This window comes from Brachybacterium ginsengisoli (genome assembly GCF_002407065.1).
Taxonomy (GTDB): Bacteria; Actinomycetota; Actinomycetes; order Actinomycetales; family Dermabacteraceae; genus Brachybacterium; species Brachybacterium ginsengisoli.
Genome location: NZ_CP023564.1, coordinates 1992376 through 2016129, shown reverse-complemented (window position 1 = coordinate 2016129; position 23754 = coordinate 1992376). Strand labels below are relative to the sequence as shown.

Below are 23754 nucleotides of genomic sequence, written 5' to 3'. Positions count from 1 at the left end.
GTGAACGCCACTCGAGGCGATGATCGCACTGAACAGTCCACCGTCCCCGCAGAGCCCGCGCAGGGCGTGCTGTTCGACGACGTGGTGGACACCCCGGGCGAGCTCGGCTACCGAGGCCCGGCCGCCTGCAAGGCCGCCGGGATCACCTATCGCCAGCTCGACTACTGGGCGCGCACCGGCCTCGTCGAGCCCGGCGTCCGCGCCGCGCACGGCTCCGGCAGCCAGCGCCTCTACGGCTTCCGCGACATCCTCGTGCTGAAGGTCGTCAAGCGCCTCCTGGACACCGGGGTCTCTCTCCAGCAGATCCGTGTGGCCGTCAGCGCGCTCCGCGAGCGCGGCATCGACGACCTCGCCGGCATCACCCTCATGAGCGACGGCGCCTCGGTGTACGAGTGCACCTCCGCCGAGGACGTCTTCGACCTGGTCCAGGGCGGCCAGGGCGTGTTCGGCATCGCCGTGGGCCGCGTCTGGCGCGAGGTCGAGAACGATCTCGCCGTCCTGCCCGGCGTCAACCCGGCCGACGATGCCGCCCTCGCCCTGCAGGACGAGCTGGCCGAGCGCCGTCGTTCACGCCAGGCGGGCTGAGCCACCGCTCCACGACCGCGCAGGCGGTCCCTCGCACAGCAGAACGGCGAGCCCCGGGAAGGGGCTCGCCGTTCTCGTCGCGCCGGGGCGCGGGGGAGAGGTCAGGAGTTCTGGCGCGAATCCATCACGGTGCGCAGCAGCGCATCGAAGTCCTCGGTGAGCCTCTTTCCGGAGGCGCCCTCGTACTTGTGCAGCGGCACGGCGCCGCCCTGGGCCTGCTGCAGACCCACGCGCTCCTCGATGACGGGCTCGAGCACCGCATCGCCGAAGAGCTCCCGCAGCTCGGCCAGGCGGTACTGGTGCTCGACGGAACGGGGCCGGTAGCGGTTCACGGCCAGGCCCAGGGGCTGCAGGCGCGGGGCGATGCCGTCCTCGTGCATCTCGGCGGCGAGCTTGAGCGCGCGGTCCGCCGCGGTGACGGCGAAGAAGCCGGGCTCGGCGACCACCAGGGCGCGGTCCGAGGCGGCCAGCGCCATCTGGGTGAGCCCGTTCAGCGAGGGCGGACAGTCGATGAGCACGAGGTCGTACTGATGGCTGCGCTTCTCCAGGGCCAGATGCAGCCGGCGCACGTCCTTGGGGCTCTGCGCGGGGGCGTCCATCACGGCGGAGCGGTTCGATCCCGGGATGATGTCCAGATGCGAGGCCGCATCGGCGGCCCACGGGGTCGGGATGATCGCGCGGTCGATGGTCTCGGTCCGGGGGGAGGTGATCACCTCGGCGATGTCCAGGGAGCTGGCCGGTTCGCCGAGCAGCCCGAGGGTGGAGTCGCCCTGAGGATCGAAGTCGATCACGAGCGTGTTCACCCCCTGGTGCAGGGCCGCGGAGGCCAGGCCGAGGGTCACGGACGTCTTGCCGACGCCGCCCTTGAGGGAACACACACTGACGATGAACACGCTTCGCAGTCTACCGACCCCAGCCCGCGCCCCGGCACCGCGACGTGCGGGTAGCCTGCGTGGATCGTCAGGAATACGATGACCGGGGAGGTCGGATGTCGCAGATCACGCATGATCTCGTGCTCGAGGTGCTCGACGGCTGCGGGCAGAGCGCTCTGGAGGAGGCCCGGGAGCTCGGTGCCGTGCGCCGGATCGGCCCCACCGAGCTCGCTCTGCGCAGCGGTGACCTCGACGGGGTGCGCTCGCTGCGTCGCGTGGTCGCGGCCTCGACGGCCCTGACGGTCCCGGCCCGTCGACCCCGGGAGCTGCTGGAGACCTCGGTCCAGCAGCGGCTCGCGGAGCTGCTCGAGGAGATCCGACGCCAGCGGCCCCGTCAGCGCTTCCACGGGCTGCGCCTCGAGGCCGCCGGCTCCGACACCCCGGACATGCGCCGTCTCGCCGAGGCCCTCGGCGAGCTCGCGGACCTGCCGGTCTCCGAGGAGGGCGACCTGGTGGTGCGGGTGCGCCGGGGCGCCGCACCGGTGACCTGGCAGGTGCTGCTGCGCACCACACCGCGCCCGCTGGCCACCCGGGCCTGGCGCACCGTGAACTATCCCGGAGCGGTCAACGCCACCATCGCCGCGACGGTGCTGGACCTGCTGCAGGTGGGGGAGGAGGACTCGCTGCTGGACATGACCTGCGGCTCGGGAACCTTCCTGGTCGAGCAGCTGCACAGCGCGGTCCCCGCCCGCGCCGTCGGCGTGGACCTCGATCCGTCCGCGCTGGACGCGGCCCGCGCGCATCAGCGCGCGGCACGGCGCAAGGGACGCATCGACTGGCTCGAGGGAGATGTCCGTACGGCGGAGCTCGAGCCCGGCTTCTCGAGGATCGTGACCAATCCGCCCTGGGGCACTCTCCTCGGCGAGCACGAGACCAACGAGGAGCTGCTCGCGGATCTGCTGGCCCGTGCGGCCGAGCTGGCGGCGCCCGGGGCTCGTCTCGGTGTCCTCACCCATGAGATCACCCGCATGCAGCGGGTGCTCGAGACCGCTCCCTCCGGCTGGCGGCCGACGGGGGAGCATCGCTTCTTCCAGAAGGGCCACCACCCCCGCCTGTTCCTGCTCGCGCGGGACTGAGGACGCTCAGAGCCCCCGTCGGCTCTCCCCGAGCGCCCGCATCCCGCCCTCGTCGCCGTGCACCCGTACGCGCGCCACGCGATCCCGGCCGCTCGCCCACAGCAGCAGCTCGAGCGGCTCACCATGGATCCGCAGGCTGCCGGCGCCGCGGCGGGAGCGGAGGCGTCGGCCGCCGAGCGGGGAGATCAGCGTGACGTCGGCTTGCACACGCACCACCAGGGGCGCCATGAGGCCGAGCGACCTCCACGCGTCGGCCGTCGCCTCCACGCTCAGACGGCGCGGCTCCCAGCCGTCCTGAGCGCGCCGCAGATCCTCGTGGTGGATCAGCAGCTCGCCCTGGCCGCTCAGGCGGTCCGCGGTCCCGGCGGGGGAGAGGCGGCCCGGCCCGGCCCGGAGCGCGTCCACCTGCTGCTCCCAGGGCCGGTCCCGCAGGGCCTGGCGTGCCCGGGCGGCGCGCCGCCCGATCGGGCCCGGCAGCGAGGACCCCGCCACCAGATGGGGATGTCCCTCGCGGACCAGCAGGTGGTCCAGCAGGTCCGCCGCGTCCCAGCCCGGCAGGATCGTCTCGGCCTGCGGCCCGAGGGCGAGGAAGGTGTCGGCGAGCTCGGCTCGCTCGTCGTGCCCGGTGCTCGGTGCCACCGTCTCAGCCCTGGTTGCTGAACGCGGCGTCGAAGGAGACCTCGGAGGCCGGGTAGTCCAGGGTGCGCAGCAGCTCGATGGCCTCCTTCGCCCCGTGGAGCCGGTCCATCCCGGCGTCCTCCCACTCGATGGAGATGGGCCCCTCGTAGCCGATCGAGCGCAGCGCGCGGAAGGCGGCGTCCCACGGCACGTCCCCACGGCCGAAGGAGACGAAGTCCCAGCCGCGGCGCGGGTCGCCCCAGGCCAGGTGCGAGCCCAGGCGCGTGTTGCGGCCGGTGATCCGCACCCGGATGTCCTTGCAGTCCACGTGGTAGATCCGGTCGGCGAAGTCGGTGATGAAGGAGACCGGGTCGATCTCCTGCCACATGAAGTGCGAGGGGTCCCAGTTCAGGCCGAAGGACTCGCGGTGACCGATCGCCTCGAGGGTGCGCTCGGTGGTCCAGTAGTCGTAGGCGATCTCCGAGGGGTGGACCTCGTGGGCGAAGCGCACGCCGCACTCGTCGAAGACGTCGAGGATCGGGTTCCAGCGGTCGGCGAAATCCTGGTATCCCTCGTCGATGACCTCCTGGGGCACCGGCGGGAACATCGCCACGTACTTCCAGATCTTCGATCCGGTGAAGCCGATGACCGTCTCGACGCCCAGCTTCTGGGCGAGACGGGCGGTGTTCTTCATGTCCTCCGCGGCGCGCCGGCGCACTCCCTCGGCGTCGCCGTCGCCCCAGACGGCCGGGCCGACGATCGCCTCGTGGCGGAAGTCGATCGGGTCGTCGCAGATGGCCTGTCCCTTGAGGTGGTTGGAGATGGCCCAGCACTTCAGGCCGTGCTTCTCCAGGATGCTCAGGCGTTCGGCGATGTACTCCTCGTCGTCCCACCGCGAGGCGTCCAGGTGCTCGCCGGCGACGGCGATCTCGAGGCCGTCGTAGCCCCAGCCGGCCGCGAGCTCGGCGACCTCGTCCAGGGTGAGGTCGGCCCACTGACCGGTGAACAGGGTGTGCGGATGTGCCATGGGGACATGCTCCTTCGCGATGTGGTGCGGCGTGCGGTGGGTCGGGTCAGAGGGTGATGGTTCTGCCATCGGCGGCGTCGGAGGCGATGATCGCGTCGAGCACCTTCTGCAGCGCGAGGCCGTCGGCGAAGCCGGGGGAGTACTCGGCGGTGCCGTCGATCGCGAGCAGGAGGTCCCGTGCCTGATTGCTGAAGGCGTTCTCCCAGCCCAGGACATGGCCCTGCGGCCACCAGGCCTCGAGGTAGGGGTGCTCGGGCTCGGTGACCAGCACGCGTGAGAACCCCTGCTCGGCGATGGGGAGCGTCGCGTCCAGGAACCAGAGCTCATTGGGGTTCTCGAGGTCGAAGCGCAGGGCGCCGTCGGTCCCGTAGAGCTCCACGGTGAGTCGGTTCTTCGCCCCGGTGGCCATCCGCGAGACCTCGACCGAGGCGATCGCGCCGCCGTCGAGCTCGAGCGTGGCCCAGGCGGCGTCGTCGACGGTGACCGCCTCGGGGCCGTCGGGCCCGGGGCGCTGCGGCACCAATGTCGCCAGGCGCCCCCGCACCGCGGTGGCCCGCTGCCCGGTGAGATGCTGGATCTGGTCGATGGCGTGCGAGGCGATGTCGCCGAGTGCGCCGGACCCGGCCGTCTCCTTCCGCAGCCGCCAGCTCATCGGGGACTCCGGATCGGCGAGCCAGTCCTGGAGGTACGCCGCCTTCGCCTGGCGGATCGTGCCGAGCCGGCCGGACTCGACCAGCTGGCGGGCGAGCGCCAGCGCCGGCACCCGCCGATAGGTGAAGCCGAGGGCGGCGATCTGGCCGCGGGCGGCCGCAGCGGTGGCGGCCTCGGTCATCGCCTCGGCCTCGGCGGTGTCGTTGGCGAGCGGCTTCTCGCACAGCACGTGCTTGCCGGCCTCGAGCGCGGCGATGGCGATCTCCGCATGGAGCGAGCCCGGGGTGCAGATGTCGATGATGTCGATGTCGTCGCGGTCGAGGACGGCGCGCCAGTCGGTGGCATGCTCCTCCCACCCCAGGCGGCCGGAGGCCTCGGCGACCGCGGTCTCGTCCCGACCGACGATCACGCGGCGAGCCACGGCGGGGACGTCGAAGGCGCTGCTGACGGTGCGCCAGGCCTGGGAGTGGGCTCGGCCCATGAAGGAGTAGCCGATCATGGCGACTCCGAGCGGGCGGCGGGACGGCTGGGGCACGGAGGGCTCCTCCTGGCGGGACGGACGATCGACGTTGACTGCGTCACAACCCTATGTGAACGATCACGAGGCGGCAACGAGCCCACGGGGGTCTCGCGAGGGGGCGCGGATGCTGGACACTGGACAGGTGGACAGACATGCGCACGCCTGGATCAAGGCAGAGGTGACGGCAGGGACCGACGTGGCTCTGCTCATCGCCGCCTCCGACGCACCGATCGCCGAGGAGCACCTGGTGGTCCGGGCCGACGGCGCCGAGCATCCCGTCACGGAGACCCGGGATCGGTTCGGCAGCCGCCTGCACCTGCTGCAGGGCCTGCCCGAGGGAACGGTCGAGATCGCCTACGAGGCGCGCGGTGCGACCGCCGCGCCGGTGCTCGTGAGCGATGAGGCCGATGCGGTGCTGCACCTGCGACCCTCGCGCTACTGCGAGGTCGACGAGTTCGAGAGGATCGCCGCCGAGGTGATCTGCGGGCGAGAGGGCACCGCGGCGCTCGACGCCGTCGTCGACTGGGTGCACGAGCACCTCGAGTACGTGCCGGGCTCGAGCACGATCACCGACTCGGCGCGCTCCACCTACGTCTCGCGTCAGGGGGTGTGCCGGGATTACGCCCATCTCACGGCGACGCTCCTGCGCGCCGGCGGGATCCCGGCGCGCTGCTCCTCGGTCTACGCCCCGGGGCTCAGCCCGATGGACTTCCACCTGGTGGTGGAGGCGCTGATCGACGGCAGCTGGCTGGCGGTCGATGCGACCCACCTCGCGCCGCGCGCCTCGATGATGCGGATCGCGACCGGACAGGATGCGGCCGACACCGCCTTCATGACCACGCTCGCCGGGAATGTGACCCTCACCGGCATCCAGGTCACCGCCGTGGTGAACCCGGTGCTGCCGCGCGAGGTGCACCGCGAGCGCATCGCGCTGCGCTGAGTCGGGCAGCGGTCAGGCGGCCGGGCCCTCTCCATCCTCCTGGTCGAAGCTCGCGAGGTACTGCTCGACCTCGGCGGCGATCGCCTCGGCGGTGGGCACCTCGGCCCCGGCCCCGGAGGTGATCATGCGGTCGAAGCGCGTCTCGAGCCCGCTGACCATCTCCTGGAGCGCCGGCTGGGCGTCGATCTGGGCGGCGACCGCCTCGCGCACGGGCCCTGCCTGGGCCTCGAGCGAGTCGGTGGGCAGCTGCGGGCCCTGTTCCTCGGTGATCGCGCCGAGCAGGGCGATCGCGGCATCGGGGTAGGACATCTCGTGCAGGTACTGGGGGACGTGCACGGTCAGGCCCACGACGTCGTGCCCGGCCTCGGCGAGCCGCAGGGTGAGCAGCGCCGTGAACGGTGCACGCAGGCGGAACGTCCCCGGCATCGTGCGGCGCACGACGATCGACTCCGGGTCCCCGGCGAAGCGGGTCACGGGCAGCTCGCGAGTGTGGGGGACCGGCGCCGGGAAGCTCTGCAGCAGCAGGGTCCGCTCGATCCCGAGCTGCTCGACCACGATCTGGAGGGCGCCGGCGACCCGCTCCCACTGGAAGGAGGGCTCAGGACCGCTGAGCAGGAAGAAGGTCTCGCCGTCCAGCGCCGTGACCTCGTGCAGGAGGATCTCGGGACGCTCGTAGTCGGAGAAGTGGTCGAGCTGGAGGGTGACCTCGGGGCGGTGCCCGGCGTAGTCATAGACCTGGTCCATGTCCAGGCGGCCGACGACGCGGCTCGAGAGCGAGTTCAGGAGCTGGTCGTCGATGAGCTGCTGGGACTCGCCCGCGTCGCTGTACGCGCCGAGGGTGACGAGCAGGGTCCGGCCCTGCAGGGAGCGCGAGTCGACATGGCGCTCGTAGCTGAACAGGGTCGTCGGATCCATGCTGACCTCCAGGGCGACAGTCCGCCGTCACGGCGGATGGGGTGACCTCCGGTGCAACGAGCGGTCGAGCGGGGGTATTCCCCGCGCGGAGGCGTCGTTCACGTGAGCAGCGCCACCGAGTCGATGGCGAGGCGCACCGCGAGCGCGCCGGTGACGACGAGGAAGACCACGCGGACGAATCTCGAGCCGAACCTCAGGGCGAGCCGCGCCCCGAGGTAGCCGCCGATCACGTTCGCCACCGCCATCAGCGCCCCGAGGACCCACCACACGTCGCCCTGCATCCCGAACACCAGCAGCGCACCGATGTTGGTGGTGAGGTTCGCGAGCTTGGCATGCACGCTCGCCTCGAGGAACCCGTACCCCAGCACGGCCACCATGGCGATGATGAAGAAGCTGCCGGTGCCGGGGCCGAGGAGTCCGTCGTACACACCGATCGCGCCGCCGATCGCCCCCGCGCGCAGCACCTGGGCGCGGCCGCTGTGCCGCGGCGCGTGCTCGAGGCCCATCGAGGGCTTCAGGAGGGTGTACGTCCCCACGGCGAGCAGCGCCACCAGCACGATGGGGGAGAGCCAGGCCTTGGGCACGGAGCCGGCCAGGGCGGCGCCGAGGGCGCTGCCGATCAGGGCGCACACCACGAGCGGCACCACCGTCGCGCCCACCGGCAGGATCCTGCGCAGGTAGGTCCAGGAGGAGACCGCCGTCCCCGCCACGGAGGCGAGCTTGTTGGTCCCGAGCACCGTGCCGGTGGGGGCGTCCGAGGGCAGGGCCGTCAGCAGCGCCGGCAGCTGGATCAGACCGCCGCCGCCCACCACGGCATCCACCCACCCCGCGAGGAAGGCCGCGCCGATGAGCAGCACGAGGGTGAGGGCGGAGAGCTGCAGGAGCTCGTCGAACAGGGGCACACCTGCAGTCAACACCCCGCCGCGCACGGGCAGGAAATCCGTCCGCCCTCTGTTGGGCCGGAGGACACAGGGGCACACTGAGCCCATGGCGATGATGCTCTCGATGCCGCCCGTCCCTGCCGACTGGGCGCGGCACACCCCGTACAGCGATCCCGGATCGCAGGCAGCGCTGCTGGACGTGCTGGAGCCGACGGACCGGGGGACCGGCGCCGTGGTGCGCAACCTCATCGGCCACTACCGGGCCGAAGCGGATCAGCTCTCGCCGCAGACCCAGGACGAGGTGAACCTGCGCTGGGTCGCGGAGATGCTGGGCCGCGACCAGGACCGGCACGGCGCCGCGGCTCTGACGGACCCTCGCCCGCTCGCCTCCCGCCTGCAGGGATGCTGCCGCGACCACACCCTGCTGGCCGTCTCGATCCTGCGCCAGCACGGTTTTCCGGCGCGCAGCCGGGTCGGCTTCGCGAGCTATTTCGTCCCGGGCTGGCACCACGACCATGTGATCGTCGAGCTGCACGACGGGGACCGGTGGCGGCGCGTCGACCCCGAGGTCGCCCCCGACAGCGGGATGCTCCCGGATCCCCTGGACATCCCGGCGGGCCCGGATTCGCCGTTCCTCACCGCGGCCGAGGCCTTCCGGGCGGTGCGGGCGGGGGAGCTGGACCCCGAGAGCTTCGGCGTCGCGCCGGGCCATCCCCTGCACGGCGAGGGGTTCGTGCTCGCCGAGCTCTTCTGGGAGCTCGCCCACCGCTATGGGGACGAGCTGCTGCTGTGGGACGACTGGGGCGCGATCCCCGGGCCCGAGGAGGAGATGGACGCCGCGCTGCTCGCGCTTCTCGACGAGGTCGCCGCACTCCTGATCGCGGCCGACGCGGGGGACACCGACGCCGAGACGAGGCTGCACTCCCTCTACACCTCCGATGACCGGCTGCACCCGGGAGAGACGGTGCGGAGCTTCTCGCCCGTCGGGGACGGCATGGCCGAGGTGGATCTGCGCCGGTGAGCCCGCGCCGCGGGACGCCGCGGGGGACTACCGTGGAGCCATGGCGATCATCCACCGTGCCGAGCTCAGCCCGTCCAAGCCCGAGATCCTGCAGGAGCTGCTGTCCTCGCGGTCCTGGGGAGAATCCGGTGAGCTCGAGGTCATCGGCGCGTACCGCTTCGACGACCCCGAGGGCGAGGTCGGCATCGAGTGCCACGTGGTGCGCGTGGGCGAGACGATCTACCACCTGCCGCTGACCTACCGCGGCACGCCGCTCGAAGGGGCCGAGGAGTCGCTGGTGGGCACGATGCAGCATTCGGTGCTGGGGGAGCGCCACATCTATGACGGTCTCGGTGACGAGCTCGCGCTGGACTGCTTCCGCCGGGCGCTCGAGGGCGAGCAGGAGCAGGCGGAGCTCCAGATCGTCGACGCGGAGGGCGCCGTGGTGGAGATCCGTCCGCAGAGCGTGATCCTGCGACGTGAGGTCGACGTCGAGGCGTCCGAGGTCGAGGATGCGCTCGACAGCGCCGACGAGGACGTCACGTTCATCGTGGCGCGGACGCTCGGTGATCTCGACGGCGCGGTGCGTCTCGTGGCGAGCTGGGACGGCGGCGAGGGAGTGGTCGCGGCGCTCTGATCGCCGGGGAAGCGGTCGGTCAGCGCCCCGCTCACGTCACTTTACATAACGTGCATTATCGGCGGTGCGTGACGTGCCTGGAGAGCGGCGTTCGACGCTGATCCGTCGGCACCGTGCGGCACACTGCGCTCATGGAACCTGATGAGAACTCCCGCCCGGACGTCGATCTCGCCGCGATCGACCTGCGCGGCGCGCTGCTGCGCGGCCGCGATCTGCGCGGCCTGGAGATCCGTGACAGCCAGGTCGACGGACTGCGCATCGCCGACAGTATCGGCGACGAGGTCTCCGTCAGCGGCGCGCTGGGCCGCGTGATCGTCGACGACGTCGACGTCACCGACCATGTGCGTGCCGTGCTCGACGAGCGACTGCCGGAACGACGGATGGCCCGTGAGGCCTCGACGCCGGACGAGATCCGAGCCACCTGGGCGGCTCTCCAGGATCGCTGGGACAGCGTGCTCACCGCGGTGCGCGACTCCCCCACAGATATTGCGAACCTGCAGGTCAGAGGCGAATGGTCGGTCGTCCAGACGCTCCGTCACCTGCGGTTCGCCGCCGACGCCTGGATCGGCACGGCCGTGCTCGAGGAGTCCGCACCGCACCATCCCTGGGGGCTGCCGGCCGACGGCACCACCGAGGAGGTGGTGAGCGCCCTGGGCCTCGACCTCGACGCGACGCCGGACCTCGACCAGGTGCTCGAGATGCGCGACGAGCGCCGAGCCGCCGTCGAGGAGCTCCTCCAGGGCCTCGACGAGCAGGAGCTCGACCGCCGATGCGCCGGAACCCCCGGGCCGGGATATCCGGTCCGGGAGTATCGGGTGCGCCGCTGCCTGCGGGTGCTGCTCACCGAGGAGGCCGAGCACCTGCGCTACACCCTGCGCGACCTCGCCGCGGTCTGAGGGGACAGGTCAGGCCGCGCCGGGCAGGCGCGAGGTGTCGCCGCCGCTCCCCCGGCCCGCGAGCACGAAGAAGGTCGCCGAGATGAGGCAGCCCACCACCATCGTGATCGCCATCGGCAGCGAGGAGTGCGTGCCCGCGATGCCCACCAGCGGTGCGGCGATCGAGGCGGAGAACGAGAAGCCCAGCCCGAGCATCGCCGAGCCGGTGCCGGCGAACTCGCGCGCCTGATCCGAGGCGAGCGCTCCGCCGTTGCCGAAGATCATGCCCTGCGGCGCGACGGTGAAGAAGAACGCCGGCAGCACGATCCACGCCGGGGTGTCCAGGAACAGGCTCCCGATCAGCAGCGAGAAGCTCGCCAGCGACACCACGATCAGGCCCACCCGGATGAGCTTGCGCGGGTGGATGGTGCGGGTCAGCCGAGCCGAGAGCAGCGACAGCGCCATCATGCCCATCGAGTTGATCGCGAAGCTCACCGAGTACTCCGTGGACGTGAAGCCGAGCATCTCCTGGACCACGAACGACGAGGCGGAGACGTAGGCCATCAGCGCGAAGGCGGAGAAGGCGTTGACCAGCATGTACGCGACGAAGATCCGCCGACGCAGCAGTGTGCGGCAGTTGCGCAGGAAGGTGCGGAACCCGCCGGAGTGACGCCGTGAGACGGGCAGGGACTCCGGGATCAGGAACAGCACGCCCAGCAGCGAGACCAGCGACATCACCGAGATCACCACGAAGACCTCCCGCCACTGGCCGAAGAGCAGGATGATCCCGCCCATCAGCGGGGCGACGATCGGGGCGACTCCGCCCACGCCCTGCATGATGTTCATGATGCGGAACAGCTCGGGGCCGTCGGTCATGTCGATGAGCACGGCACGGCCCAGCACCATGCCGAACCCGCCGCCGATCCCCTGCAGCACACGCAGCACGAGCAGCGCGTCGACGTTCGGCGCGACCGCGCAGCCGATCGAGGCCAGCAGGCACAGCGTGATGCCGATCAGCAGCGGCACCCGTCGGCCCATCCGGTCCGAGAGCGGACCGGCGACGACCTGGCCGCTCGCCGTCCCCAGGAAGAACGCGGTGATCGTCAGCTGCATGCGGGAGGCGGTGGTGCCGAGCTCCGCGGCGACGTCGGGGAACGCCGGGATGTACATGTCGGTCGCCAGCGGGCCGATCGCGCTGAGCGTGGTGAGCACGATGATCACCATCGCGGTCACCTTTCCGCGCGAGCGACGCAGCTCGTCCTGGTCGGGCAGATGGGCGAGCTCGTGGTCCGCCGGATCCTCGAGGACGGGGATCGCCCCGGTGATCGTGGGGATCGCACCGGTGATGGCGGGGACGGAGCCGGTGGAGGTGAGCGGTTCGTCGGAGGAATGGTCGCGAGGGTCCTCGCGGGGGAAGTCGTCGGCGGCGGGTGCCACAGGGGTCCTTTCAGGGTGCAGACATCGAGCCGGGAGGATCACTGGGATCCCGCCCGGCTCGATCCGTCCATCCTAGGCAAGCGCTTGCGCCCTGTTCAACCGATCAGGAGGAGGACTTGCCGGTCGCAGCGGCCAGGCGCTCCTGGTAGCTCGGATCGGTCCGCTTCATCCACCGGATGACGGCTGAGGTCACCGGGATCATGGCGTACTGGACGATCACCTTGTAGAGCACACCGAGGATCGTGTACTCGGCCCACTGCTGGAAGGTGGTGATGCCGATCGCGACGGAGGCGATCGAGCAGAAGATGATCGTGTCCACGAGCTCGCCGAGGCCGCTCGAGGTGAACAGGCGGGCGATGAGCCCCCGTTCCCCGGTGCGGCGCTTCATGCGGGAGACGACGAAGGAGTTCAGGCTCTGACCGGCGAGGAACCCGGCGAGGCCGGCGAGCACCACGATCCAGACGGGACCGAGCGCGATCTCGAGGGCCTCCTGCTTGGCCAGCCCGTACTCGTCGGGGAACGGCGGCAGCGCGATGATCACCTGGTAGCTGACCGAGGCGAGGATGCTCACGGCGAAGGAGACGAGGATGGCGCGCCGGGCGCTGCGCGGGCCGTAGAGCTCGGTGATGATGTCGCCCAGCACATAGGCGAGCGGGAAGAGGAAGAAGCCGCCGTCGGTGATGATCTCGAATCCGGTCCCCGGGAGGGTGCCGAAGCTGACGCCCTTGGCGGCGCCGATCCCGGAGAGCACGACCACGGTGACCATGGCGGCGAGGAGGATGTCGAAGTGCGAACTGCCCCGGTCGGCGTAGACGGCGCCGGCGGGGCTTCCAGAGTGCGGGACGGTGGGACTGGTGCGTTTCTCAGTGGTCACCGGGGAAGGCTACACAGCGCAGCGCGCCGGACCGCGACGGAGAGGTCGTGGCTCGGCGCGCTGTGCCGGAGGTCGCGCTCAGATGCCTGCGGCGCCGTAGTCGACCTCGCCGACGAAGCGCTCGAAGTCCGACTCGCCGCCGTACCAGAGGTTCGAGTCCCCGGCGAAGGGGCCGGAGTCCGAGTACTGCCACAGCTCCCAGCCCCACCAGCGTCCCGGCAGGGTGGTGGGACGGTCGGAGCGGTAGGCCGCCAGGAACAGCGGCGAGTTGACCGGGGTCCAGTCGCCCACCACGTCGTTCCACCAGTGCAGGTTCGTGTAGATCACGGGACGGCGCCCGGTCTGCTCGCGGTAGCCGTTCGAGAAGCCGATGATCCACTCGCGCATCTCCTGCTGGGAGAGGCCGTAGTCGATCGGGAGGCCGGAGTAGGCCTCGAAGTCGACCATGCCCGGCAGCGTGATGCCGTCCGAGCTCCAGCCTCCCCCGTTGTTCAGGAAGAACTCCAGCTGCTCCTCCGGGCCTCCGGAGTCCGGCCGGGCGAAGTGATAGCCGCCGCGGGCGAGGCCCGCGTTCCCGGCACCCCGGTACTGATGGTCGAAGGCGGGGCTGCGGTACGAGCGGCCCTCGGTGGCCTTGACGTAGGCGAAGCGGGAGCCGAGGGCGGCCTGGGCGGACCAGTCGACCTCGCCCTGCCAGCCGGAGACGTCCTGGCCGTAGATGCCGGCGGCCTGGGCGGCGGGGACTCCGAGGGCGGCGGTGCCGGTGCCGAGGGCGGCCGCGCCGAGCACGCCTCCTCGGAGCAGGGAACGGCGTGAGGTGCCGGCGGCCTCGGGTGCGGTGGGAGGAGGGGTGAGATGGCGGGGACGATACGACGACATGGCGTCTCCTGGGGGAAGCAGGGGAACGGGAAACGGACGATGATCATGCGGGGACACACGGTGCGACGGTCATCACACCGCGTTCACCGTACGTGCCGGCGCTCCCCCGCGCCCATTCCAGGGATCGAACGCGGCGTGTCGCGACGAATCGGACAGTCGGCCGTCTAGCGGTCCTCGCTGGGCGCTATGAAGGCCTGCAGCGTGCCCAGGATCGTCGTCGCCGCCAGCTCCGTCACGTCCCGGTCCTCCATCTGCTCGCGCAGCATCAGGTCGATGAAGATGCCCATCAGCAGCTGGGCCAGGTCCTCCGGGGCGAGCAGCGACCGTGCGCCGGAGGCCTCGAGACGGATGGTGAGCAGCGTGCCGATCTCGTCGCGCAGCCGCTCACGCTGCACCGCGAGCGCGGCGCGCATCTGCTCGTCACGCAGCGAGCGGGCGATCGCGTCCGTGTACAGCAGGTACCACTGCCGTCCGAAGGGGCGGATGCCCTCGAACACCGCGAGCATCGTGGCCGCGTCGTCGATGTCTGTGATGCGGCCGCTCCCCGAGGCCTCGGCGGCGGTCACGGCGCTCTCCACCGAGCTGTTCGCGATCGCGATGAGCTCGGCGGTCACCTCGTCGAAGAGCTCGGTGAAGACCTCCTCCTTGCTCGAGAAGTTCGAGTAGAAGGCGCCGCGGGTGAAGCCGGCCGCGCTCACGAGGTCGTCGACCGTCACCCCGTCGATGCCCTTCTCGACGAAGACCTCGAGCGAGGCGCGCACGAGCTTGGTGCGGGTGTTCTCCCGGCGCCGGGTGCCCGAGGACTCGGGCAGCGGCTCGAACAGTTCGGTCATGGCTCCTCGAGGTGGTGCAGGTCGGGCGCGCATTGTCGCCAGGCAGATGACCCGATAGTATCGCACCGATACATCCGTGTATCGAATTCGTGGGCGTCTCGAGCGGACGATCCGACGTCTCCCCCGCTCGTTCCGTCCTGGAGGTCTCGTGTCCTCGTCCCTGTATCGACTCGGCCGTCTGATGGCCTCGTTGCGCTGGCGGATCGTCGGCGGATGGATCGCCCTGCTCGTGATCATCGGCGGCCTGGCCGTGGGCCTCGGCGGCACCTTCGCCTCAGACATCGAGATCCCCGGCACGGAGGGCCAGCGGGGCATCGACGCCCTGGCCACCCGCTTCCCGGAGATGGGCGGCACCTCCGGCCAGGTGGTGCTCGTGACCACGGACGGCTCCACCGTGGACCAGCATCAGGAGGAGATCGACGCGCTGATGCGCGAGATCGGCGACGTCGAGAACGTCTCGGTCGCGCCCTCCCCCTTCGACGACCTCTCCCCCGGCACCCGCTCCGAGGACGGCACCGCCGTCATCGCCCAGTTCCAGATGGACTTCCCCACCGGCGTCTACCCCGCCGACTCCGTCGAGGAGATCGGCCGTCTCGTCGACGGGGCGGACACCGATGCGCTCGAGGCGCACCTCGGCGGCCAGGTCCTGCAGAGCTCCGAGGTGCCCTTCGGCGCCGGCGAGATCGTGGGGGTGGTCGTCGCCCTGCTGATCCTCGCGATCGTCTTCCGCTCGCTGCTGCCCGCGGTCATCCCGATCATCACCGCCGTCGTCGGCGTGGGGGTCTCGATGCTCGCCCTGGTCGCCCTCTCCGCCGGGATCGACATCCCCTCGGTGACCACCGCGCTCGGAGCGATGCTCGGCCTCGCCGTCGGCATCGACTACGCGCTGTTCATCCTCTCGCGCCATCGCGACCAGCTCAGCAATGGGGACGACGTCCACGAGTCCATCGGCAAGTCGCTGGCCACCTCCGGCAGCGCGGTCATCTTCGCCGGCATGACGGTGATCGTGGCCCTGGTGGGCCTGTTCATCACCGGCATCCCCTTCCTGACCGTCATGGGCGTCGCCGCCGCCGCGACCGTGGCGCTGTCCGTGGTCGTCGCGCTGACGATGCTCCCGGCGATCATGGGCATCCTCGGTGAACGGCTGCGCCCCCGCCGCATCCGGCGCCTCATGGCGGAGCACGGCGGCGTGCTCCCCGAGCCCGATCCGCACGCCCGGCCCCGCCGCAGCCTCGGCCGCACCTGGGTGCGCCTGGTGACCCGCGTGCCTGCGCTGACCATCCTCGTGGTGATCCTCGGCGTCGGAGCGCTCGCCCTGCCGATCAAGGACCTCGAGCTCGCGCTGCCCGACCTCGGCACGGAGCCGCAGGGAACCGACGCCCGCGACACCTATGACGTGGTGGCCGAGGAGTTCGGCCCCGGCTACAACGGGCCGCTCCTGGTCACCGCGGACATCATCAACACCACCGATCCGCTCGGTGTGGTCGACGAGCTCGAGGCGGACATCGCCGATCTCGACCACGTCAAGGAGATCCAGATCGCGACCCCGAACCGCGGCGCGGACATGGCCGTGGTGGTCGTGATCCCCGAGGGCGGCCCCACCGACCAGTCCACCAAGGATCTCGTCACCGCCCTGCGCGGCGACGCCGCCGGCTGGGAGCGCGACCTGTCGATCTCCGACGTCACCGTCACCGGCGCCACCGCCGTCGGCATCGACGTCACCGACAAGCTCTCCTCCGCGCTGCTGCCCTTCGCGCTGTTCGTCGTCGGGCTCTCGCTGATCCTGCTGGCCCTCGTGTTCCGTTCGATCTGGGTGCCGTTGAAGGCCTCGGTCGGCTATCTCTTCTCCGTCGCCGCGGCCTTCGGCGTGACCGCGATGGTGTTCGAGTACGGCTGGTTCAACGACCTGCTGTTCGTCCACGTCAACGGCCCTGTCGTCTCCTTCATGCCGATCATGGTGATGGGCGTGCTCTTCGGGCTGGCCATGGACTACGAGGTGTTCCTCGTCTCGCGGATGCGCGAGGAGTTCGTGCACTCCGGCGACGCCCGCGGCGCCATCGAGCGGGGCTTCGCCGCGAACGCCCCGGTGGTCACCGCGGCCGCGCTGATCATGGTCGCCGTGTTCGCCGGCTTCGTGACCTCCGGCTGGTTCATGCTGCAGCCGATCGCCGTCGCCCTCGCCGTCGGCGTGCTGGTGGACGCCTTCGTGGTGCGGATGACCTTCGTGCCCGCCGTGCTCGCCCTGCTGGGACGGCACGCCTGGTGGCTGCCGGGCTGGCTGTCCCGCGCCCTGCCCACGGTCGACGTCGAGGGCGAGGGCCTGGCCGCGGTGCTCGAGCACCGCCGCTGGACCGAGGAGCACGGGGAGCACGCGCTCCGCCTCGAGGAGGTCGTCGCTCCCCTGCTCGACGCCCGCGGCACCCTGGGACCGCTCACCGGCTCCGTCGTCCCCGGCACCCTCCTGGTGGTGCGGGCCCCGGACGACGCCGCGCGCAGCACCTTCCTCGCGCTCGCCGCCGGTCGTCATCGCCCGAGCTCCGGGATCCTCGCCGTCCACGACCGCCTCGCCCCGGACGACCTCGCGGCGATCCAGGGCCGGGCCCACTGGATCGGCGCCGGCGAGCAGGTCGCCGACCGCCTCGCACGGATCGGCGACCGCGGCCTGGACCGCGCCGTGGTGGTGATCGAGCAGATCGGCGACCTCGCGCATGCGGCCGCGCTCGACGACACCCTCGTCGAGCGGCTCGACGCCCTGCTCGCCGCCGGGACCACGGTGATCGTCGGCTCCCGCAGCGAGCAGCCCGTGGATGCCGAGCGGCATCTCCACGCGCACCTGCGCTCCCCCGATCGGCTGCTCGCCCTGGCCGTCCACCGCTCCCCCGCCTCGATCCTCGAAGGAGCCCACGCATGAACCGCCTGACGCATCCCCGCACCCTGATCGTGGTCCTGGTGCTGCCGCTGCTGGTGGTGGGACTGGGCATGTGGGCCCTCAGCGGTCGCGTGGACCGGCTCGACACCGTGCCCGCCGCCGTCGTCAACCTCGACCAGGGAGCCGAGATCACCGACGCCGACGGCGAGGTGCAGCAGGTGCCCTTCGGTCGGATGCTCGCCGGAGCCCTCACCCAGCCCGGCACCGTCGAGGGCCAGGACGCCCCGTCGACCACCGGATTCGACTGGAACCTCACCACCCTCGAGGACGCCGAGCAGGGTCTGCAGGACGGCTCCTACTCCGCCATCGTGGTGATCCCGAAGGACTTCTCCGACCACCTCGCCAGCATCGGCACCCCCGAGGCATCGCAGGCGGTCCTCGAGGTCACCACCAACGACGCCAGCGGGCAGATCAACGCCCTGGTGGGCACCGCGGTCGCCGACGCCTCCGCGGCGACCACCGGCGGCCAGATGGCCGAGCAGTACCTCGACGGCATCTACCTCGGCTTCAACGATCTCCACGACGGCTTCTCCGACGCCGCGGACGGCGCCGATGAACTGGCCGAGGGCACCTCCGATCTCGACGACGGCGCGCAGGAGCTCGCCGACGGCACCGACACCCTCGCCGAGGGCACCGGCCAGGCCGCCGAGGGCGCCCGCCAGTTCTCCGGCGGCGTGTGGACCTTCGCCGACGGCACCTGGCAGCTCGCCGACGGCTCCCGCACCCTCGCCGACGGGCTCGACGACCTGGCCACCGGCACCCAGGACCTCGCCGACGGAGCGACCGGGCTCCAGCAGGGCATGAACGGCACCTCCGCCGAGCCCGGCCTGGTCGACGGCGCCCAGCAGCTCGCCGCCGGGGTCGAGGGCGACGGCACCGCCGCGAACCCGGGCCTGGCCGCCGGGGCCGACCAGCTCGCCACCGGCCTGGAGCAGTTCTCCGGCGGCGTCTCGCAGACCGGCACCGCGATCTCCGGGGACGGCACCGCCGACAACCCCGGCCTCGTCCCCACCGCGCAGAGCGTCGCCGAGGGCACCGCCGCGCTCGGCCAGGGCGCCCAGGAGGCGGCCGACGGACTGGCCGGCACGCCTGATCAGCCCGGCCTCGCCCAGGGCGCGGACGGCGTGATCGCCTACAGCACCTCCGCCGGCGAGGTCGCCTCCGGCCTGGACGGCCTCGTGGACGGCGACGGGACCGCCGAGAACCCCGGCATGAGCGCGATGTCCGGCTCGATGCAGGAGTCCGCGTGCGCGCTCGCCGAGCGCTACCCCGATGACCAGCAGGCGCAGGCGCTGTGCGCGCAGGCCGGCGGGATGACCGAGTACGTCGCCGGGGTGGACGGCTACGCCTCGGGCCTGGACACGATCGTCAGCGGTGACGGCACGGCGCAGAACCCGGGCCTGACCGCCACCGCGCAGGGGCTCGGCGAGGGCGCACGCACGGCCTCGGACGGCGTCCAGCAGATCGCCGACGGGATCAACGGCACCGACTCCCAGCCCGGCCTCGTGCAGGGCACCCAGGGCCTGGTCACCTACTCCCAGGGCATCGAGGGCGCCTTCACCGGCGACGGCACCGCACAGAACCCGGGCCTGACCGCCTCCGCCGAGCAGCTCGCCACCGGTGCCCGCAGCAGCGCCGACGGCGCCGGACAGCTCGTGACCGGGGTGACGGGCCTGCGCGACGGCCTGGTGCTCTATGCCGACGGCGTGGACCAGCTCGCCGAGGGCGCCGATCAGCTCGCCACGGGCGCCCGCGCGAGCGCGGAGGGCGCCGGGGACCTCGCCGACGGCACCGGGGAGCTCGCCGCGGGCGCCGACCAGCTCGGCACCGGCGCGGACCAGCTGGCCGACGGCAGCGAGGAGCTCGCCGAGGGCACCTCGGACCTGGCCGACGGGACCGGGGAGCTGGCCGAGGGCACGGGTCAGCTCTCCGAGGGCAGCGACGAGCTGGCCGAGGGTCTGCGCGAGGGTGCCGATGGCGTGCCCACCTACACCGAGGCCGAGCGCGACCGGATGGGCGAGATGGCCGCCGCCCCCGTCGGCACCGATGCCCAGCGGTGGAACGAGGCCGACGGCGCGGACACCGCCACCTTCCCGTTCATCACCGCGCTCGCGCTGTGGCTGGGCGCCTTCGGCACCTTCCTGCTGCTGCCGGCGCTGCGGCGGCGGCTGCTGGACCGGGCGCTGCCGATGTGGCAGGTGGTGGTGCGCTCCCTCGCCCCGGCGCTGCTGATCGCGGTGGTGCAGTCCGTCGCGGTGCTGGCGGTGCTCACGGGCATCGGCATCGCCCCGGTCTCGCCGCTCACGGTGGGGGTGGTGACCCTCGCCGGCGCGCTCATGTTCGCGGCCCTGCACCAGGGGCTGCTCACCGTGCTCGGAGCCCGGATCGGGCGGATCGCCTCGGTGGTCCTGATGGTGCTGCAGGTGGTGACGCTGGTGGGGATCCTGCCGGTGGAGACCGCCCCCGGACTGCTGCAGTCCGTGAGCTCCCTGATGCCGCTGTCGATCCTCACCCAGGGCCTCGTGCACGCCGCGCTCGGCGGCACGCTGGTCAGCACCGGCAGCACGCTGCTGGCGATCCTGGCCTGGGCGCTGCTCTCGCTGCTGCTGACCCTGGTGGCCTCGCGCCGGGCACGGCTGGTGGGCCGCTCCGAGCACGTGGGCGCCCGGCCGGTCCCGGCGATGGCCTGAGCGCTCCCCTCCTCGGGGCTCACTGGAAGTCCCTGGACCTCCCGGCCGCGGCCAGGCCCAGGGGCGCCACGTCGTCGGCGGCCAGGTTCACGACCCCGGTGCGGTTCTCGACGATGCCGCGCAGCACCACCGCCCGGGCGGTTCGCAGCAGGGCCCGGTGGCGCACCCAGAACCCCTGGGAGCAGATCACGTTGAGGATCCCGGTCTCGTCCTCGAGGCTGAGGAAGGTGACGTTCCCGGCGGTCGCCGGGCGCTGACGGTGGGTGATCACCCCGGCCACCCGGATCCGGGAGGAGTCCTCCGCGTCCCTCGTCCCCGCGATCGAGAGCACGCCGTCGGCCGTGAGCTCCTCGCGGACCAGCGCCATGGGGTGGTCGGCCAGGGTGATGCCGGTGGCCCAGGCGTCGGCGGTGGCGAGCTCGACGTCGCTCATCCCCGGCAGCATCGGCGCCTGCGCACCGACGGCGAGGTGCGGGAGGGTGCCCGGGGACTCCTGGGCGGCGGCTCCTGCGGCCCACAGCGCCTGCCGACGGGAGCTCGCCAGGGCATCCAGCGCCCCGGCGGTCGCCAGCGCCTCGAGCTGCCGCGCGGTCAGCCGCACCCGCCGCGCCAGATCCGGCACCGAGGCGAAGTCCCCGCCCCGCTCCCGCTCGGCGACGATCTGCTCGGCGGTCTCGGTGCTGATCCCGCGCACCTGGTCCAGCCCCAGCCGGATCGCCGGACCCTGTGCCGCGCGCTCCCCCTGGACCTGCTCCCGCGGCGGGTCGATCCGGTAGCCCAGATGCTCGCCATCGGTCTCCAGGTCGGTGCGGGCGCGGCTGGCGAGCACATCGGGGCCGAGGGTGAGCACGCCGTGGCGGCGCGCATCGGCGACCAGGGACTGCGGGGAGTAGAAGCCCATCGGCTGGGAGCGCAGCAGCGCGGCGGTGAACGCGGCCGGGTAGTGGCACTTCAGGTACGAGCTCGCGTACACCAGGTAGGCGAAGGAGTAGGCGTGGGATTCGGGGAAGCCGTAGTTGGCGAAGGCGAGCAGCTTGCGGTGGATCCCGTCGGCGTCCTCCCCCACGATGCCGTGCTTCGCCATCCCCTCGAACAGGGCGTCGGAGAGCTCGAGCATCTTCTGGGTGGAGCGCTTGGAGCCCATCGCCCGGCGCAGCTGGTCGGCCTGGGCGGGCGTGAAGTCCGCGACGTCCACCACCATCTGCATCAGCTGCTCCTGGAACAGCGGGATCCCGAGCGTGCGGCCCAGCGACTTCTCGAGCTTCGGGTGCAGGAAGGTGACCGCCTCCTCCTTGTTGCGGCGGCGGATGTAGGGGTGCACGGAGCCGCCCTGGATGGGGCCGGGCCGGATCAGCGCCACCTCCACCACCAGGTCGTAGAACTCGCGCGGCTTCAGCCGGGGCAGGGTGGAGATCTGGGCGCGGGACTCGACCTGGAACACGCCCACGCTGTCGCCGGTGCAGAGCATGTCGTAGACGGCCGGGTCCTCCTGCGGCAGGGTGCGCAGCTCGAAGTGCTGGCCGTGGTGCTCGGCGATGATCCTCAGCGCGTGGTCGAGCGCGGTGAGCATCCCGAGCCCCAGCAGGTCGAACTTCACCAGGCCCGCATCGGCGCAGTCCTCCTTGTCCCACTGCAGCACGGAGCGGTCCGCCATCGCCGCCCACTGCACCGGGCACACCTCGATCACGGGCCGGTCGCACAGCACCATCCCGCCGGAGTGGATGCCGAGGTGCCGCGGGGCGTCGCGCAGCTGCTGGGCGAGGGCGATGACGTCCTCCGGCACGTCGGCGTCCGCGAGCGAGGAGAAGGAGCGCTCGATCCGCTTCGAGAAGGCGTCCTGCGCACCGGGGTCGTAGCCGAGCGCCCGCGCGGCGTCGCGCACCGCGAGCTTCGCCCGGTAGGTGATGACGTTGGCGACCTGGGCGGCGTTCTCCCGGCCGTAGCGCTCGTAGACGTGCTGGATCACCTCCTCGCGGCGGTCCGAGGCGATGTCGATGTCGATGTCCGGCGGGCCGTCCCGCTCCGGGGCGAGGAAGCGCTCGAACAGCAGATGGTGGCCGACGGGCTCGACCGCCGTGATCCCCAGCGCGTAGCAGACGGCGCTGTTCGCCGCCGAGCCGCGGCCCTGGGCGAGGATCCCCTCCCCGGCGCAGAAGTCCACGATCTCGTGGACGATGAGGAAGTAGCCGGGGAAGTGCAGGTCGATGATGACCTCCAGCTCGTGGTCGATCTGCGCCCACGCCCCGGGGATCCGCTCGGGTCGGCCCGGCGCGGGCCGCGGCCCGTAGCGCTCGCGCCCCTCGATCTCCACCAGCTCCACCAGCCAGCTCGCCTCGTCGTGCCCGGAGGGGACGGGGAAGGGCGGCAGGTCCGGGGCGAGCAGGCGCAGGTCCATGGCGCAGTCCCGGCCCAGCCGCGCCGCCTGCGCGATCGCCCCGGGATAGCGGGGCAGCAGCTGGGCCATCTCCTCCCCGCTGCGCAGATGCGCGGGGCGGGAGGAGAGGTGGGGATCGGCCTGGGCGAGCGAGACCCCGGCGCGCAGGGCGGCATGGGTGTCGGCGAGGCGCTTGTCCGCGGGCCGCGCGTAGTGGGCGTTGGTGGTCGCCACCAGCGGCAGCGAGATCTCATCGAGCCCGGACTCCTCGCGCACCAGGCGAGCGCCCTGGGCGAGCGCGTCGTGGAGCTCATCCGCCTCTCCCCCGCCGCCCGCGACCAGCTCCACCGCGACGTTGCCGGGCCCGAACAGCTCCACCAGGCGCGCGATCGCTCCGGCGGCGGCGTGCGCGGCCGCCTCGAGGTCCCCGACCGCCAGATGCTCGGCCGCAGCACGGGTGACCGCGCCCTTGCGGCAGCCGGTGAGGATCAGCCAGCGTCCCTCCCTCGCCAGGCGCCCCAGCTCCGCCAGGCGGTACCGCGGCGCCGCCTTCTGCCCGCTGTCGAGATGGGCGCGGGCGATCGCGGCCGAGAGCTGCCGGTAGCCGTGCGTGTCGCGGACCAGCACCAGCAGGTGCTCGCCGTCCGGGTCCGGCACGCCGGTGCGGGGCGCGGAGATGACGGGGGTGCTGCTGGCGAGGGCCGCCCCGGGCTCGAGCCCGAGGGTCAGCTCCGCCCCGAACACGGTCGCGATCCCCGCCTCCCCCGCGGCCTTCGCGAAGCGCACGGCGCCGGGCAGCCCGTCGTGGTCGATCAGGGTGATCGCGCCGAGCCCCAGCCGGGAGGCCTGCACGGCCATGTCCTCGGGGCTCGAGGCGCCGTCGAGGAAGCTGAAGTGCGAGTGGGCGTGCAGCTCGGCGTAGTCGACGGCGCTCGCGGGCCGGTAGGCGTCCTCGGTGCTCCTGCCGGTGTGCTCGACGACGATCGGCGGGACGACCAGCTCGGCGGGACGGTCCGAGAGGATCGCCTCGAGGTCCTTCCACGCGGGCGGGCCCAGGAACCAGCGGGGCATCAGACGTCCA

Annotated in this window: 19 protein-coding genes; 8 read left to right on the top strand and 11 right to left on the bottom strand. The window is 72.0% G+C overall.

What is annotated here, in order from left to right; genetic code table 11:
- Window positions 1-585, top strand: coding sequence for a MerR family transcriptional regulator (locus tag CFK41_RS08980; protein WP_096799346.1), 585 nt, complete (start codon window positions 1-3; stop codon window positions 583-585).
- A 101-nt stretch (window positions 586-686) separates the two neighbouring features.
- Here the strand turns inward: CFK41_RS08980 and CFK41_RS08975 are convergent, their stop codons facing one another.
- Window positions 687-1478 carry a ParA family protein gene (locus CFK41_RS08975; RefSeq protein ID WP_096799345.1) on the bottom strand — a complete coding sequence of 264 codons (792 nt, stop codon included), beginning with the start codon at window positions 1476-1478 and terminating at the stop codon, window positions 687-689.
- Between the two features lie 95 nt (window positions 1479-1573).
- On the opposite strand from CFK41_RS08975, the gene CFK41_RS08970 reads away from it, so the two are divergent.
- Complete coding sequence (locus CFK41_RS08970; protein WP_096799344.1) at window positions 1574-2593, top strand: methyltransferase; 1020 nt, start codon at window positions 1574-1576, stop codon at window positions 2591-2593.
- 6 nt (window positions 2594-2599) lie between these two features.
- On the opposite strand, the gene CFK41_RS08965 is transcribed toward CFK41_RS08970, so the two are convergent.
- Genes CFK41_RS08965 through CFK41_RS08955 form a run of 3 tightly spaced genes read right to left on the bottom strand, consistent with a single transcriptional unit; the run spans window position 2600 to window position 5388 of the window.
- Window positions 2600-3232, bottom strand: coding sequence for a TIGR03085 family metal-binding protein (locus tag CFK41_RS08965; RefSeq protein WP_096799343.1), 633 nt, complete (start codon window positions 3230-3232; stop codon window positions 2600-2602).
- Between the two features lie 4 nt (window positions 3233-3236).
- The gene (locus CFK41_RS08960; protein WP_096799342.1) at window positions 3237-4238 is read right to left on the bottom strand and encodes a sugar phosphate isomerase/epimerase family protein; all 1002 of its coding nucleotides are present in this window, start codon (window positions 4236-4238) and stop codon (window positions 3237-3239) included.
- Between the two features lie 46 nt (window positions 4239-4284).
- Window positions 4285-5388 (bottom strand): Gfo/Idh/MocA family protein, encoded by a 1104-nt coding sequence (locus CFK41_RS08955; RefSeq protein WP_169928886.1) that lies wholly within the window; start codon window positions 5386-5388, stop codon window positions 4285-4287.
- A gap of 163 nt (window positions 5389-5551) precedes the next feature.
- Between CFK41_RS08955 and CFK41_RS08950 the strand changes: the two genes are divergently transcribed.
- Window positions 5552-6349, top strand: a complete 798-nt coding sequence (locus CFK41_RS08950) for a transglutaminase-like domain-containing protein (RefSeq protein WP_227873017.1) — start codon at window positions 5552-5554, stop codon at window positions 6347-6349.
- Window positions 6350-6361: 12 nt separating this feature from the next.
- Here the strand turns inward: CFK41_RS08950 and CFK41_RS08945 are convergent, their stop codons facing one another.
- Entirely contained in the window at window positions 6362-7264 is a 903-nt protein-coding gene (locus CFK41_RS08945) for a PAC2 family protein (RefSeq protein WP_096799339.1), read from the bottom strand.
- A gap of 98 nt (window positions 7265-7362) precedes the next feature.
- Window positions 7363-8166, bottom strand: a complete 804-nt coding sequence (locus tag CFK41_RS08940) for a TSUP family transporter (protein ID WP_096799338.1) — start codon at window positions 8164-8166, stop codon at window positions 7363-7365.
- Window positions 8167-8251: 85 nt separating this feature from the next.
- Between CFK41_RS08940 and CFK41_RS08935 the strand changes: the two genes are divergently transcribed.
- The 3 genes from CFK41_RS08935 (at window position 8252) to CFK41_RS08925 (ending at window position 10678) form a co-directional block, all read left to right on the top strand.
- A complete protein-coding gene (locus CFK41_RS08935; protein ID WP_227873016.1) occupies window positions 8252-9166 on the top strand; it encodes a transglutaminase domain-containing protein in 915 nt (304 codons plus the stop codon).
- 40 nt (window positions 9167-9206) lie between these two features.
- The gene (locus CFK41_RS08930; protein ID WP_096799337.1) at window positions 9207-9782 is read left to right on the top strand and encodes a maltokinase N-terminal cap-like domain-containing protein; all 576 of its coding nucleotides are present in this window, start codon (window positions 9207-9209) and stop codon (window positions 9780-9782) included.
- Window positions 9783-9913: 131 nt separating this feature from the next.
- Entirely contained in the window at window positions 9914-10678 is a 765-nt protein-coding gene (locus CFK41_RS08925) for a DinB family protein (RefSeq protein WP_096801018.1), read from the top strand.
- A gap of 9 nt (window positions 10679-10687) precedes the next feature.
- Here the strand turns inward: CFK41_RS08925 and CFK41_RS08920 are convergent, their stop codons facing one another.
- The 4 genes from CFK41_RS08920 to CFK41_RS08905 form a co-directional block, all read right to left on the bottom strand.
- Complete coding sequence (locus tag CFK41_RS08920; protein WP_227873015.1) at window positions 10688-12094, bottom strand: multidrug effflux MFS transporter; 1407 nt, start codon at window positions 12092-12094, stop codon at window positions 10688-10690.
- Between the two features lie 103 nt (window positions 12095-12197).
- The gene (locus CFK41_RS08915; RefSeq protein WP_096799336.1) at window positions 12198-12968 is read right to left on the bottom strand and encodes a queuosine precursor transporter; all 771 of its coding nucleotides are present in this window, start codon (window positions 12966-12968) and stop codon (window positions 12198-12200) included.
- A 78-nt stretch (window positions 12969-13046) separates the two neighbouring features.
- Window positions 13047-13847, bottom strand: a complete 801-nt coding sequence (locus CFK41_RS08910) for a GH25 family lysozyme (RefSeq protein ID WP_096799335.1) — start codon at window positions 13845-13847, stop codon at window positions 13047-13049.
- A gap of 164 nt (window positions 13848-14011) precedes the next feature.
- Entirely contained in the window at window positions 14012-14680 is a 669-nt protein-coding gene (locus CFK41_RS08905; protein WP_096799334.1) for a TetR/AcrR family transcriptional regulator, read from the bottom strand.
- Between the two features lie 148 nt (window positions 14681-14828).
- On the opposite strand from CFK41_RS08905, the gene CFK41_RS08900 reads away from it, so the two are divergent.
- Both CFK41_RS08900 and CFK41_RS08895 read left to right on the top strand, forming a co-directional pair.
- Window positions 14829-17591 carry an MMPL family transporter gene (locus CFK41_RS08900; RefSeq protein WP_096799333.1) on the top strand — a complete coding sequence of 921 codons (2763 nt, stop codon included), beginning with the start codon at window positions 14829-14831 and terminating at the stop codon, window positions 17589-17591.
- A complete protein-coding gene (locus CFK41_RS08895) occupies window positions 17588-20299 on the top strand; it encodes a YhgE/Pip domain-containing protein (RefSeq protein WP_096799332.1) in 2712 nt (903 codons plus the stop codon). The genes CFK41_RS08900 and CFK41_RS08895 overlap by 4 nt, the downstream gene beginning before the upstream one ends.
- A gap of 19 nt (window positions 20300-20318) precedes the next feature.
- On the opposite strand, the gene CFK41_RS08890 is transcribed toward CFK41_RS08895, so the two are convergent.
- Window positions 20319-23744, bottom strand: a complete 3426-nt coding sequence (locus CFK41_RS08890) for an error-prone DNA polymerase (protein ID WP_096799331.1) — start codon at window positions 23742-23744, stop codon at window positions 20319-20321.
- Window positions 23745-23754 lie beyond the last annotated feature (10 nt).

What these genes read in the sequence shown, in the direction of transcription:
- CFK41_RS08930 (WP_096799337.1), top strand. Translation starts at nt 9,207, where the DNA reads ATGGCGATCATCCACCGTGCCGAGCTCAGCCCGTCCAAGCCCGAGATC.
- CFK41_RS08890 (WP_096799331.1), bottom strand. Translation starts at nt 23,744, where the DNA reads ATGCCCCGCTGGTTCCTGGGCCCGCCCGCGTGGAAGGACCTCGAGGCG.
- CFK41_RS08905 (WP_096799334.1), bottom strand. Translation starts at nt 14,680, where the DNA reads ATGACCGAACTGTTCGAGCCGCTGCCCGAGTCCTCGGGCACCCGGCGC.
- CFK41_RS08970 (WP_096799344.1), top strand. Translation starts at nt 1,574, where the DNA reads ATGTCGCAGATCACGCATGATCTCGTGCTCGAGGTGCTCGACGGCTGC.
- CFK41_RS08925 (WP_096801018.1), top strand. Translation starts at nt 9,914, where the DNA reads ATGGAACCTGATGAGAACTCCCGCCCGGACGTCGATCTCGCCGCGATC.
- CFK41_RS08960 (WP_096799342.1), bottom strand. Translation starts at nt 4,238, where the DNA reads ATGGCACATCCGCACACCCTGTTCACCGGTCAGTGGGCCGACCTCACC.
- CFK41_RS08945 (WP_096799339.1), bottom strand. Translation starts at nt 7,264, where the DNA reads ATGGATCCGACGACCCTGTTCAGCTACGAGCGCCATGTCGACTCGCGC.
- CFK41_RS08910 (WP_096799335.1), bottom strand. Translation starts at nt 13,847, where the DNA reads ATGTCGTCGTATCGTCCCCGCCATCTCACCCCTCCTCCCACCGCACCC.
- CFK41_RS08935 (WP_227873016.1), top strand. Translation starts at nt 8,252, where the DNA reads ATGGCGATGATGCTCTCGATGCCGCCCGTCCCTGCCGACTGGGCGCGG.
- CFK41_RS08895 (WP_096799332.1), top strand. Translation starts at nt 17,588, where the DNA reads ATGAACCGCCTGACGCATCCCCGCACCCTGATCGTGGTCCTGGTGCTG.
- CFK41_RS08955 (WP_169928886.1), bottom strand. Translation starts at nt 5,388, where the DNA reads ATGATCGGCTACTCCTTCATGGGCCGAGCCCACTCCCAGGCCTGGCGC.